At 58.1% G+C, this 13,161-nt stretch carries 14 protein-coding genes; 12 read left to right on the top strand and 2 right to left on the bottom strand.

The genetic code is table 11. The features are described 5' to 3' along the window. Window positions 1–43: 43 nt before the first annotated feature. Entirely contained in the window at window positions 44–703 is a 660-nt protein-coding gene (flgA, locus tag V6940_RS09585; protein WP_185666429.1) for a flagellar basal body P-ring formation chaperone FlgA, read from the bottom strand. A gap of 156 nt (window positions 704–859) precedes the next feature. On the opposite strand from flgA, the gene flgB reads away from it, so the two are divergent. From flgB to flgL, 11 genes are all read left to right on the top strand, one after another. Then, complete coding sequence (flgB, locus tag V6940_RS09580; protein WP_185666428.1) at window positions 860–1,273, top strand: flagellar basal body rod protein FlgB; 414 nt, start codon at window positions 860–862, stop codon at window positions 1,271–1,273. A gap of 3 nt (window positions 1,274–1,276) precedes the next feature. Continuing rightward, window positions 1,277–1,681, top strand: a complete 405-nt coding sequence (gene flgC, locus V6940_RS09575; protein ID WP_163448115.1) for a flagellar basal body rod protein FlgC — start codon at window positions 1,277–1,279, stop codon at window positions 1,679–1,681. A 12-nt stretch (window positions 1,682–1,693) separates the two neighbouring features. Beyond that, entirely contained in the window at window positions 1,694–2,392 is a 699-nt protein-coding gene (gene flgD / locus V6940_RS09570) for a flagellar hook assembly protein FlgD (protein WP_185666427.1), read from the top strand. A gap of 27 nt (window positions 2,393–2,419) precedes the next feature. Next, window positions 2,420–3,697, top strand: a complete 1,278-nt coding sequence (flgE, locus tag V6940_RS09565; RefSeq protein ID WP_333495681.1) for a flagellar hook protein FlgE — start codon at window positions 2,420–2,422, stop codon at window positions 3,695–3,697. Between the two features lie 20 nt (window positions 3,698–3,717). Continuing rightward, the gene (locus tag V6940_RS09560; protein WP_185666425.1) at window positions 3,718–4,473 is read left to right on the top strand and encodes a flagellar basal body rod protein FlgF; all 756 of its coding nucleotides are present in this window, start codon (window positions 3,718–3,720) and stop codon (window positions 4,471–4,473) included. A gap of 8 nt (window positions 4,474–4,481) precedes the next feature. Then, on the top strand, window positions 4,482–5,264 hold the full coding sequence (gene flgG, locus V6940_RS09555; protein WP_185666424.1) for a flagellar basal-body rod protein FlgG: 783 nt from the start codon (window positions 4,482–4,484) through the stop codon (window positions 5,262–5,264). Window positions 5,265–5,354: 90 nt separating this feature from the next. After that, window positions 5,355–6,053, top strand: coding sequence for a flagellar basal body L-ring protein FlgH (gene flgH / locus V6940_RS09550; protein WP_333495680.1), 699 nt, complete (start codon window positions 5,355–5,357; stop codon window positions 6,051–6,053). A gap of 11 nt (window positions 6,054–6,064) precedes the next feature. Next, window positions 6,065–7,162, top strand: a complete 1,098-nt coding sequence (locus tag V6940_RS09545; protein WP_333495679.1) for a flagellar basal body P-ring protein FlgI — start codon at window positions 6,065–6,067, stop codon at window positions 7,160–7,162. Further along, window positions 7,162–8,112, top strand: coding sequence for a flagellar assembly peptidoglycan hydrolase FlgJ (flgJ, locus tag V6940_RS09540; RefSeq protein ID WP_185666421.1), 951 nt, complete (start codon window positions 7,162–7,164; stop codon window positions 8,110–8,112). The genes V6940_RS09545 and flgJ overlap by 1 nt, the downstream gene beginning before the upstream one ends. A 63-nt stretch (window positions 8,113–8,175) precedes the next feature. Then, window positions 8,176–9,831: a flagellar hook-associated protein FlgK gene (gene flgK, locus V6940_RS09535; RefSeq protein ID WP_333495678.1), complete on the top strand. Its 1,656-nt coding sequence runs from the start codon at window positions 8,176–8,178 to the stop codon at window positions 9,829–9,831. A gap of 14 nt (window positions 9,832–9,845) precedes the next feature. Then, complete coding sequence (flgL, locus tag V6940_RS09530; protein ID WP_333495677.1) at window positions 9,846–10,781, top strand: flagellar hook-associated protein FlgL; 936 nt, start codon at window positions 9,846–9,848, stop codon at window positions 10,779–10,781. 84 nt (window positions 10,782–10,865) lie between these two features. Here the strand turns inward: flgL and V6940_RS09525 are convergent, their stop codons facing one another. Next, window positions 10,866–12,248, bottom strand: a complete 1,383-nt coding sequence (locus V6940_RS09525) for an MFS transporter (RefSeq protein ID WP_442910792.1) — start codon at window positions 12,246–12,248, stop codon at window positions 10,866–10,868. Here V6940_RS09525 and V6940_RS09520 point away from each other — a divergent pair. Beyond that, complete coding sequence (locus V6940_RS09520; protein ID WP_333495675.1) at window positions 12,193–13,128, top strand: LysR family transcriptional regulator; 936 nt, start codon at window positions 12,193–12,195, stop codon at window positions 13,126–13,128. The genes V6940_RS09525 and V6940_RS09520 overlap by 56 nt on opposite strands. Window positions 13,129–13,161 lie beyond the last annotated feature (33 nt).

The raw sequence follows: 13,161 nt of genomic DNA, 5'->3' as shown, positions 1-13,161 counted from the left end.
TGTTAATTATCTATCGGCAAGCGACACATATTCTTTATAACGTTTATAGATTAATCAGAATATTCCCATCAGTATCGACCTGACCGCTCACAACCTGACCTGACGGCATGCGCACCCGCGCGTTCTGCGTGACGGCGGCGTTGTTTAATGCCTGACCTTCACCATTGATGCTAAAACCTTCACCCTGGGCAATCACCATCACCTTCTGTCCGGCCTTGACGCGCCACGACTGGCGCACCATCGACAGCTGCAGCGGCTGGCCGATGGCGACATCGCGCAGGCTCACGGCATCCTGCGCCTGTGACAGGTTGAGCATGGTCCGCGGCGGCAGCTGATCGAGTCTCCCGCGCTTTAATGTCACGTTCTGCGCCGCAATGGGCGTGCCGCGCACGATAGGCGCGGCGGCAACCACATAGTCGCCAATTGCCTGCACGTTGACCTGTAAATACTGTTTTGCGTTCCCGCACTGCGCCACCACCGTCAGATTTCCCCACAGTCGCGAATTGCCCGGCGTACTCAGCGCAGGTGCGTCGCAGGCAAGCTGAAGGTTTTGCGTGTTCCGTAACTTCACGCTGACCTCATTGCTAAAGCCGGTCAGACGCTGGGTGAAAAAATCGGTGAGCTGTGCCTGGAGATCGGCTGCCAGAGCCAATGGGCTAAAGACCAGTGCCGCAGCGGTGAGAGGGGCAATGAGCTGACGCATGGAACGCTCCAGTGAGTAAAGAATGCATGCATTTTACCCATCTTGTCGCGACATCAACGCAATAAATAGCGACGCATATTGCGTTTATTCCGGCGATGACGCGCGCGTAAGGGGATTTAAGCTGTCGGCTGAAACTTTGTCATTAGCGGAGGAGACATGCTCGACAAACTCGACGCCGCCTTACGTTTTCAGCAAGAAGCGCTCAACCTGCGCGCAGAACGTCAGGAAATTCTGGCGGCCAATATCGCGAATGCGGATACCCCCGGGTTTCAGGCGCGCGATATTGATTTTGCCAGTGAACTCAAAAAAGTGATGGCGCGCGGGCGGCCGGAAAGCAGCGGCGTATCGCTGACGCTGACCTCCGAACGTCATATTCCCGCCCAGACGCTCTCTACGCCAGAGACCGATCTGCTGTACCGCATTCCCGATCAGCCTGCGATGGATGGCAACACCGTCGATATGGACCGGGAACGCACGCAGTTCGCCGATAACAGCCTCCAGTACCAGACCGGTCTTACGGTTCTGGGTGGACAAATCAAGGGCATGATGAGTGTCCTGCAGGGGAACTAATCCATGGCATTACTCAATATCTTCGACGTTGCCGGGTCGGCGCTGACCGCGCAGTCCAAACGTCTCAACGTCGCGGCCAGTAACCTCGCCAACGCCGACAGCGTCGCCGGGCCGGATGGTCAGCCTTATCGCGCCAAGCAGGTGGTGTTTCAGGTGGATGCGCCGATGGGCGCGGCGACCGGCGGCGTAAAGGTGGCCGACGTGGTGGAAAGTCAGGAGCCGGACAAACTGGTCTATCAGCCGGGTAACCCGCTGGCGGATGCCAAAGGGTATGTCCGCATGCCTAACGTGGACGTGGTTGGCGAGATGGTGAACACCATGTCGGCATCGCGCAGCTATCAGGCCAACGTCGAAGTACTGAACACCGTCAAAAGCATGATGCTGAAAACGTTGACGCTTGGACAATAAGGGAGATAACCGATGTCTGTCGTATCCAATATTAATGATACCTCCAGCAGCAGCTCCGCCTCTTCGGCGCTGAGCAGCACCGGGACCAACAGTTCATCTGACCTGCAGAGCAGCTTTCTGACGCTGCTCGTGGCTCAGCTGAAAAACCAGGACCCGACCAATCCGCTGCAAAACAACGAATTAACCTCACAGCTGGCGCAGATCAGCACCCTGAGCGGCATTGAGAAACTCAATACCACGCTCGGTTCCATCTCCGGACAGATTGACAGCAGCCAGTCGTTGCAGGCCAGTTCGCTGGTCGGCCACGGTGTGATGATCCCCGGCAGCACCATTCTGGCGGGGAAAAGTGCGGGCAGCGAAAACGAGAGCGTGGACACCACGCCATTCGGCATTGAGCTGACGCAGGCGGCCGATAAGGTCACCGCGACCATCACCGATGGGAACGGCAAAGTGATCCGGACATTAAATATGGGCGCACAGACCGCGGGCGTTCATACCTTTACCTGGGACGGCAAGCTGGACGATGGCACGGCAGCACCGGACGGTGCTTACAACATCAGCTTTGCAGCCAGTCAGGGCACCACGCAGTTGGTGGTTCAACCGCTGCAGTTTGCGCTGGTACAGGGCGTTACCTTGGGCAAAGACGGCAACAAACTGGATTTGGGAACCTACGGCACCACCACGATGGACCAGGTTCGCCAGATTATCTAAGCCTTTAACAATTTCAGGAGAGACGTTATGGCCTTTTCACAAGCGGTCAGCGGTTTAAACGCGGCTGCCACCAACCTCGATGTTATCGGCAACAACATCGCCAACTCCGCCACCTACGGGTTTAAATCCGGGTCGGCTTCGTTTGCTGATATGTTCGCTGGTTCCAAAGTCGGGCTGGGCGTTAAAGTTGCGGGGATCACCCAGGACTTTACCGACGGCACCACCACCAGTACCGGCCGCGCGCTTGACGTGGCGATTAGCCAGAACGGCTTCTTCCGTCTGGTCGATACCAATGGTGCGGTCTACTACAGCCGTAACGGTCAGTTCTCACTCGATGAGAACCGCAACCTGGTGAACTCGCAGGGGCTGAACCTGACGGGCTATCCGGCAAGCGGCACGCCGCCGACCATCCAGCAGGGGGCAAACCCGGTAGCGCTGTCGATTCCGAACACGCTGATGTCAGCGAAAGCGTCGACTACTGGCACCATGCAGATGAACCTGAACTCGACGGATACGGCGATTCCGACGACTAAAACGTTCAACCCAAGCGATCCGGATACCTATAACAAAAAGGGTACCGTCACCGTTTATGACAGCCTGGGCAACTCGCACGATCTGAACGTTTACTACGTAAAAACGGCGCCGAACAAGTGGGATGTCTGGACACAGGATACTAGCGTCAGTGGTGCCACCCCGGTGAAAGCGGCGCAGATGGCGTTCACCGATAACGGTACTCTGGATACCGTGACAAATTACACCCTAAATGCCGGCAATAATCCGGCAACCTGGGATCTCAATGCTACAGAGAATGCAACGCCTGAAATCGCTATTCAGGTTGCCTCACTGAATGGCTCACTGGCAGGGACCTTCAACCTCAGCTTCCTCAACTCCATGCAGCAAAACACCGGCTCCAGCGATGTGGTGGCCACCACCCAGAACGGCTATGCGCCGGGCAGCCTGGTGAGCTATCAGGTCAACGATGATGGCTCGGTAGTGGGTAACTACTCCAACCGTCAAAGCCAACTGCTGGGGCAGATTGTGCTCGCTAACTTCTCCAACACCGGCGGCCTGCAATCTGAAGGCGATAACGTCTGGTCTGCGACCCAGTCTTCTGGCGTCGCGCTGCTGGGTACGGCGGGGACCGGTAACTTTGGCTCGCTGACCAACGGCGCGCTGGAAGCTTCCAACGTCGACCTGAGTAAAGAGCTGGTGAATATGATCGTGGCGCAGCGTAACTATCAGTCGAATGCCCAGACCATTAAAACCCAGGATCAGATCCTCAACACGCTGGTTAACCTGCGTTAATCGTCTAATAGGGTGACCTCATGGATCACGCGATATATACGGCAATGGGCGCCGCCAGTCAGACCATGCAGCAGCAGGCGGTCACGGCGAGCAACCTTGCCAATACATCAACGCCGGGCTTTCGTGCCCAGCTCACCGCCATGCGTGCGGTGCCGGTCGTGGGGCCGTCCGTTGAGACGCGTACTCTGGTGGCTGCCACCACGCCGGGCGCGGATATGACGCCAGGCCAACTGGACTACACCGCGCGTCCGCTGGACGTGGCGATTCAGCAGGACGGTTGGCTGGCAGTACAGTCGGCGGACGGGAGCGAAGGCTATACCCGTAACGGTAATATCCAGGTCAGCTCCACCGGGCAACTCACGATTCAGGGCAACCCGGTGATCGGTGAGACCGGGCCGCTGAGCGTGCCGGAAGGTTCGCAGGTGACTATCGCTTCGGACGGCACCATTTCCGCACTGACGCCGGGGGATCCGCCAAACACGGTTTCCCCGGTCGGTAAGCTGAAGGTCGTCAAAGCCACGGCAACGGAAGTGGCGCGCGGCGATGATGGACTGTTCCACCTCACGCCGTCGGCGGTGGCGACGCGTGGGCCAACCTTACAGGCTGACCCAACGCTGCGCCTGCAGTCCGGCGTGCTGGAAGGCAGCAACGTAAAACCCGTGGCGGCAATGGCGGACATGATAGCCAGCTCGCGCCGCTTTGAAATGCAGATGAAGGTTATCAGCAGCGTGGATGAAAACACGCAGAAAGCTAACCAGTTGCTGTCAATGAGCTAAGGAAAACTATGATCAGTTCATTATGGATCGCGAAAACCGGTCTCGACGCGCAGCAAACCAATATGGACGTTATCGCCAACAACCTGGCGAACGTCAGTACCAATGGTTTTAAGCGCCAGCGCGCGGTATTTGAAGACTTGCTCTATCAAACCGTTCGCCAGCCGGGTGCACAGTCATCCGAACAAACGACGCTGCCGTCAGGCCTGCAGATCGGTACCGGGGTGCGTCCCGTGGCGACCGAGCGTCTGCACAGCCAGGGCAACCTGTCGCAAACCAACAACAGTAAAGACGTGGCGATCAAAGGCGACGGGTTCTTCCAGATCCTGCTGCCGGACGGCTCCTCGGCCTATACCCGTGACGGTTCGTTCCAGGTTGACCAGAACGGTCAACTGGTGACTGCCAGCGGCTATCAGGTGCAGCCGGCGATCACCATTCCGGCGAACGCCATCAGCATCACCATCGGCCGTGACGGTATCGTCAGCGTGACCCAGCAGGGGCAGACGAACCCGGTGCAGGTGGGGCAGTTGAATCTGTCGACTTTTATGAACGACACCGGGCTCGAAAGTATTGGTGAAAACCTGTACATCGAAACCCAGGCTTCCGGGGCGCCAAACGACACCACGCCGGGTCTGAACGGTGCGGGTCTGCTGTATCAGGGCTATGTCGAAACCTCTAACGTCAACGTGGCGGAAGAGTTAGTCAACATGATTCAGGTGCAGCGCGCGTACGAAATCAACAGTAAAGCGGTATCGACGACCGACCAGATGCTGCAAAAACTGACGCAGCTGTAAGGCGTAGCCGGGTATTTCCCCGGACGAGGCGTTTTAACGCCGACTCCGGGATCTCTCGGGGCAAACATTGAGATTCAGAAGAAGAAAGCAATGCAAAAATCAGCAGCGTTTCGTTATCCGCTTTTAACCGTTGTCGCACTCAGCGTGGCAGGGTGCGCCCTCGTGCCGTCCAAGCCGCTGGTGGAAGGGGCGACAACCGCCCAGCCAATTCCCGGCCCGGTTCCGGTGGCGAATGGTTCTATTTTCCAGACCGCGCAGCCGATTAACTACGGCTATCAACCGCTGTTTGAAGACCGCCGTCCGCGCAATATTGGCGATACGCTGACTATCGTGCTGCAGGAAAACGTCAGCGCGAGCAAAAGCTCGTCGGCAAACGCCAGCCGCGATGGCAAAACGAATTTCGGCTTCGACACCGTGCCGCGCTACCTGCAGGGCCTGTTTGGCAATGCGCGCGCCGATGTGGACGCCTCCGGTGGCAACACCTTTAACGGCAAGGGCGGCGCTAACGCCAGCAACACCTTTAGCGGCACGCTGACGGTGACCGTCGATCAGGTGCTGGTCAACGGCAACCTGCACGTGGTGGGCGAAAAACAGATTGCCATCAACCAGGGCACCGAATTTATCCGCTTCTCTGGGGTGGTTAACCCGCGCACTATCAGCGGCAGCAACACCGTACCGTCCACCCAGGTGGCGGATGCGCGCATCGAATATGTCGGCAACGGCTATATCAACGAAGCGCAGAATATGGGCTGGCTGCAGCGTTTCTTCCTTAACTTATCGCCGATGTAACGAGGTGAACCATGTTTAAAACTCTGCTAACCCTGACGCTGGTGCTGATGACCAGCCTGGCGCACGCCGAACGCATCCGCGACCTCACCAGCGTGCAGGGGGTGAGGGAAAACTCGCTGATTGGCTATGGCCTGGTGGTGGGGCTTGATGGCACGGGTGACCAGACGACGCAAACGCCGTTTACCACCCAGAGCCTGAACAACATGCTCTCTCAGTTGGGTATCACCGTGCCAGCGGGCACCAATATGCAGCTGAAAAACGTGGCGGCGGTGATGGTTACCGCGCAGCTTCCGGCATTCGGTCGTCAGGGGCAGAACATCGACGTGGTGGTCTCCTCAATGGGTAACGCCAAAAGCCTGCGCGGCGGTACGCTGCTGATGACCCCGCTGAAAGGCGTGGACAGCCAGGTGTATGCGCTGGCGCAGGGCAACATTCTGGTGGGCGGTGCCGGTGCGGCCGCTGGTGGCAGTAGCGTGCAGGTGAACCAGCTGAACGGCGGGCGTATTACCGGCGGGGCGACCATCGAGCGTGAACTGCCAACGCAGTTTGGTGCAGGTAATACCATCAACCTGCAGTTGAACGATGATGACTTCACCATGGCTCAGCAGATTGCCGATACCATTAACCGTCGCAGCAGCCTCGGCAATGCTACCGCGCTGGATGCGCGTACCGTGCAGGTGCGTGCGCCGGTGGGCGGCAGTGGTCAGGTTCGTCTGTTGGCGGATATCCAGAACCTGGAAGTGGGTACCACGCCGCAGGACGCGAAGATCATTATCAACTCTCGTACCGGATCGGTGGTCATGAACCGTGAAGTGACGCTGGATAGCTGTGCCGTCGCGCAAGGTAACCTGTCCGTTACCGTTAACCGCTCCGCGCAGGTGAGCCAGCCGGATACGCCGTTTGCTGGCGGCCGTACCGTGGTCACGCCGCAAACGCAAATTGACCTTCGCCAGAGCGGCGGTTCGCTGCAGAGCATTCGCGCCAGCGCCAACCTCAACAACGTGGTGCGTGCATTGAATGCGCTGGGGGCAACGCCAATCGACCTGATGTCGATTATTCAGGCGATGCAGAGCGCAGGTTGCCTGCGCGCCAAGGTGGAGATTGTCTAATGCTGACCGACAGCAAATTACTGGCAAGCGCCGCCTGGGATGCGCAGTCACTGAATGAACTGAAAACCAAGGCCGGGCAGGACCCGCAGGCCAACCTGCGGCCGGTGGCGCGTCAGGTGGAAGGGATGTTCGTGCAGATGATGCTGAAAAGCATGCGTGAAACGCTGCCGAAAGACGGTCTTTTCAGCAGCGACCAGACGCGGCTCTACACCAGTATGTATGACCAGCAAATAGCCCAGCAGATGACCGCAGGAAAAGGTCTGGGCCTGGCGGAAGAGATGGTCAAACAGCTGTCGACGCAGCAGCAGGAACCGGCCGACAACGTCGGCCAGGTACCGATGAAGTTCGATATGCAGACGGTGACCAGCTACCAGAATGCCGCGCTGACGCAGATGGTGCGTAAGGCGCTGCCGAAGGCGCCGGACAGCAGCGATACGCCGCTCTCCGGCGACAGCAAAGACTTCCTCGCCCAGCTGTCGCTTCCGGCGCGGCTGGCGAGCGAACAGAGCGGTATTCCTCACCACCTGATTCTGGCGCAGGCCGCGCTGGAGTCCGGCTGGGGGCAGCGGCAGATCCGCCGGGAAAACGGCGAGCCAAGCTTTAACCTGTTCGGCGTGAAGGCGTCCGGTGACTGGAAGGGCAAGGTGACGGAAATCACCACCACTGAATTTGAAAACGGCGAAGCGAAGAAGGTGAAAGCCAAATTCCGCGTCTACAGCTCGTATCTGGAAGCGCTGTCGGACTACGTGAGTCTGCTAACTCGCAACCCGCGCTATGCGGCGGTGACCTCCGCATCTACGGCAGAGCAGGGCGCACAGGCGTTACAGAACGCTGGCTACGCCACCGACCCGCAGTATGCGCGCAAATTGACCAGCATGATTCAGCAACTAAAAGCGATGAGCGACAAGGTCAGCAATACCTACCGTAACGATATCGAAAATCTGTTCTGATGAGCCTCAAGTTTGCCGTCCGATATCCGATAAGTAATACCATGGTCTTAAGAAGGAGCGTTCATGTCCAGTTTAATTAACAGCGCGATGAGCGGGCTGAGCGCCGCACAGTCGGCGCTGAATACCACCAGTAACAACATCTCCAGCTATAACGTAGCGGGATACACCCGTCAGACGACGGTGCTGGCTTCTGCCAACAGCACGCTGGGCGCGGGCGGTTGGGTGGGCAATGGCGTTAATGTCTCCAGCATTCAACGTGAGTACAACGCGTTTATCACCAACCAGCTGCGTTCTGCACAAAATCAGAGCAGCGGTCTGGCGACGCGCTACGAGCAGGTTTCTAAGCTCGACAATATGTTCGCGAGCACGACCAATAATATCTCGACCACCCTGCAGGACTTCTTCAGCAGCCTGCAAACGCTGGTCAGCAACGCCGAAGATCCGGCGGCACGTCAGACCGTGCTCGGCAAAGCCGATGGCGTGGTTAACCAGTTCAAGGTTGCCGATCAGTATCTGCGCGATCAGGACAAACAGGTCAACCTGAGCATCACCTCGACCGTTGAGCAGATCAACAACTACACCTCGCAGATTGCCAGCCTGAACGACAAAATCTCACGTCTGACCGGCGTGGGGGCGGGGGCATCGCCGAACGACCTGCTGGATCAGCGCGATCAGTTGGTGAGCGATCTGAACAAACTCGTGGGCGTTGAGGTCAACGTCCAGGACGGCAGCACCTATAACATCACCATGGCCAACGGTTACACGCTGGTGGCGGGCACAAAGTCGAACCAACTTGCTGCGGTACCGAGCAGCGCCGATCCAACGCGCACTACTGTGGCGTATGTGGATAACGTCGCGGGCAACGTTGAGATTCCGGAAAAGCTGCTGACCACCGGCTCGCTGGGCGGTATGTTGACCTTCCGCTCCCAGGATCTGGACCAGACGCGCAACACCCTCAACCAGATGGCGATGTCATTTGCGAAAGCGTTTAATGATATCCACAGCCAGGGGTTCGATGCTAACGGCAACCCGGGCAGCAAGACCTTCTTCCAGGTGGGCAACCCAGCGGTGGTGAGTAACACCAATAACAAAGGTACATCGATCGTGAGCGCCACCATCGATACCCCATCGAAGGTGCAAGCAACCGACTACAAAGTGGCCTACGTCAACGGTGACTGGCAGGTGACGCGTACGTCGGACAATACCTCTGTGACGCTGGACAACACCAGCACCGCCACGAGCCTGCAATTTGACGGTCTGACCGTCAACATAGCGCCAGGAACGAAGCCGCTGACGGAAGGGGACAGCTTTATTGTCAAACCGGTGAGCGATGCGATCGTCAATATGGGCGTTGGGGTTACGAGCGAATCAGAGCTTGCGGTCGCAGGCGCGAAAGACGGTGGCGAGAGCGATAACCGCAACGGTCAAAAGCTGCTTGACCTGCAAAACAGCAAAGTGGTGGGCGGCTCGAAGACCTTCAACGATGCCTATGCCTCGCTGGTGAGTACTATCGGGACCAAAACCGCCACGCTGAAGAGCAGCAACACTACGCAGGCAAGCGTGGTGACCGAGTTAACTCAGCAGCAGCAGTCAATCTCCGGGGTTAACCTCGATGAAGAGTATGGCAACCTGCAGCTTTATCAACAGTATTACCTGGCCAATGCGCAGGTGCTGCAAACCGCAAGCACCATCTTCGACGCATTAATTAATATTCGCTAAGAAGAGGGACCATCATGCGCGTTAGTACCCTAATGATGTATCAGCAGAACATGAGAGGCATTACCGATTCTCAGTCTGCTTGGATGAAGTACGGTGAACAGATGTCGACCGGCAAGCGGGTTAACCGCGCGTCGGACGACCCGGTCGCCGCCTCTCAGGCCGTCGTGCTGTCGCAGGCGCAGGCGCAGAACAGTCAGTATGCGAGCGCGAGAACCTTTGCTACTCAGCGTGTAACGATTGAAGAGAAAACGCTGGCTCAGGTCACGACGGCTATCCAGTCGGCACAGGAGAAGATTGTCTACGCTGGGAACGGCACGCTGAGCGATGATGACCGCGCCTCTCTGGCTACCGATCTGCAGGGCATCCGCGATCAGATCCTCAACCTGGCCAACAGCACCGACGGTAACGGGCGCTATATTTTCGCCGGTTATAAAACGGATACGGCACCGTTTGACGATCAGGGCGTCTATAACGGCGGGACACTCAACGTTGAACAACAGGTTGATTCATCGCGCACCATGGTTATTGGTCATACCGGCAACCTCGTGTTTGACAGTGCGACCAGCAATGCTAAACCGGATGCGGATACGAATATCTTCACGGCGTTAGACACGGCGATTGCGGCGCTTAAAGCTCCGGTTGGTGACGACGACACCAAAAAAGACGCGGCGGCGGCGGTGATTGACCGCACCAACCGTAGCCTCAGCAACTCGCTGAACAACGTGTTGACCGTACGCGCCGAACTGGGTACCCAGCTTAACGAACTCGATAAGCTCGATTCGCTGGGCGATGACCGTGCGCTGGCGCAAACCCAGCAGATGAGCAACCTGGTCGACGTAGACTGGAACGAAACGATTTCGAATTACACCATGCAGCAAACCGCACTACAGGCAGCGTACAAAGCGTTTACGGATATGCAGGGAATGTCGCTGTTCCAACTGAATAAATAAAACATGTAAGTTTTGACATATCTGGAAACTGGATATGTTTTTATCGCCCGCGTCACTACCCCGTCGCGGGCTTTTTTTCATCGCTTACTGCGCGTTCAGCGCGGCGTTACGCAGACGCCAGGTCTCGCTGATGCGAATGGCGAGCGCCACCAGACCAGCAATCGTCGCCAGGACGACCACGCCTTCCCAACCGGCCATCGCATAAACCTGCGTACCCAGCACTGAACCCACGGACATCCCGATAAACACCCCGGTGAACAGCAGCGCGTTCAGGCGACCACGAGCCTGCGGCTCAAGGCTATAGACCAGGTTCTGATGCGCCACCAGGCTCGACTGCAGACCCAGATCGAAGCCCACGGCAGAAATGGCAATCAGCGCCAGCTGCGCCATCGGCGGCAGAACGGGGAGCAGCAGCATCAGGGCAAATGAGATGCTGACCAGCAAAGCGCCCAATTGAGTGACCTTTTCGGCACCGACTTTATCTGCCAGACCCCCTGCCAGCGGTGCGGCTAATGCCCCGGCGGCACCGGCGATACCGAACCCACCGGCAACGGCGCTGCCCATGTGGTAGTGCTCGGCCAGCATCACGGCAAGGGTAGACCAGAAGGCACTAAAGGCGATAGAGAGAAAACCCTGCGCCATGGCGGCACGACGCAGCGTCGGGTAGCGACGCCACAGGTGCGCCATTGAAGCCATCAGCGCCGGATAATGCAGCTCTGAGTGGGCGGTAAAATTCGGCAGCACGCGCCACAGCAGGGCACCAATCAGCGCAATGCTGACGGCGGCGGCCTGGTACATAATGCGCCAGCCAAATACTTCACCCACCACACCGCTCACGGTACGTGACAGCAGGATACCCAGCAGCAGGCCGGTCATCACCGTACCCACAATTTTTCCCTGCTTGCCAGCCGGAGCGAGGATCGCCGCCGCCGGGACAATATCCTGCGCCATGGTGGCTGCCATCCCGATAAGCAAACTCACCGCCAGCAGCGAGTGAAACTGCTGGGTCAGGCTGTAAACCAGCAGCAGTACCGCCAGCGACAGGCTTTTCAGCAGAATGAGCGTCCGGCGGTCGTAGCGGTCACCCAGCGGCAGCAGAAACAGAATCCCCAACGCGTAGCCGGCCTGGGTCAGGGTAGGAATCAGCCCCATGCCTTCCACGCTCAGGTTTAAGGTCGCGCCCATCAGCGGAAGCAGCGGCTGGGCGTAATAAATGGCGGCGACGCTAAACCCAGCACCCAGCGCCAGGATAAAAATAAGCAGGCCGTTTGCCTGTGTTGATGCGGCGTGATTGTTCATGATGTTGTTGTCCTCAACGGTGTATGAGGCGCATTTTCCGCGTCTTTTGGGTAGAGCGGTAGCCGGCAAGGTGGTAAAACAGTTATACGTTTGACGTATAGGCAAAACGATAATGAAAAGAAATGAGCGTATAGATCGCGTGGAGCTGATGCGAACCTTTATTCGCATTGTCGAGTCCGGCTCGCTCTCCGCTGCTGCTCGGCAGCTACAGACCACCCAGGCCACCGTCAGCCGCCGCCTGCAATCGCTGGAGGAGATGCTGGGCGCGAGGCTGCTGCAGCGCTCTACGCATGCCATGAAGCTGACGGACGACGGTGAGCGCTGCTATCAGCATGCCCGTCAGGTGGTGGAGTCCTGGCTGGCGCTGGAAGATGCCTTACAGTTTTCTGACGACCAGCCGGTCGGCACGCTGCGGGTACGCGCGCCGCATGCTTTTGGTCAGCAACAGCTGTTGACGCCGCTGGTGGGCTTTCTGGCGCGCTATCCGCAGCTGTCGGTGGAGTGGATGCTCCATGACAAAGCGGTGGACTTTATCAGCGATAATATTGATTGCGCGATCCGCGTGGGGGCCGATGTTGACCCGGCAACGGTATCCGTGCTGCTCGCGGAAGTGCCGCGCTGTATTGTGGCCTCGCCAGAACTGCTTGCGCGCTATCCGGCGGTGGACAGCCCTGAGTTGCTCTCCGCGCTGCCGTGGGTTGCTATCAGCACCTTCTATCAGCATGAGGTCTCGCTACGCCATACCGAGAGTGATGAGATGGTGAATGTCGCGGTGGCGGCACGGCTCAGCACTGACAGCCTGTACGTGGCGAAGAATGCAGCGCTGGCGCACGTGGGCGTGGCGATTGTTTCAAGCTGGACGGTGGAGGCGGAATTAGCGAGTGGGGAGCTAATTGAGCTATTGCCGCAGTGGCAGGCCGCACCGCTGCCGGTGCACCTGGTGTATCCGTGGGCGCGATACTACCCGACGCGGCTGCGCAAGTTTCTCGACCTGATGCGGGAAGTGATGCCGCAAATTGCCGGCATGCAGCAGCCAAAAAGAGGGTAAAAAAAATCGGCCACCAGGGCCGATTTTTTATTT

The organism is Kluyvera sp. CHPC 1.251, from assembly GCF_036759945.1.
Classification (GTDB): domain Bacteria; phylum Pseudomonadota; class Gammaproteobacteria; order Enterobacterales; family Enterobacteriaceae; genus Kluyvera; species Kluyvera sichuanensis.
This window is presented reverse-complemented; position numbering and strand designations above follow the sequence as displayed.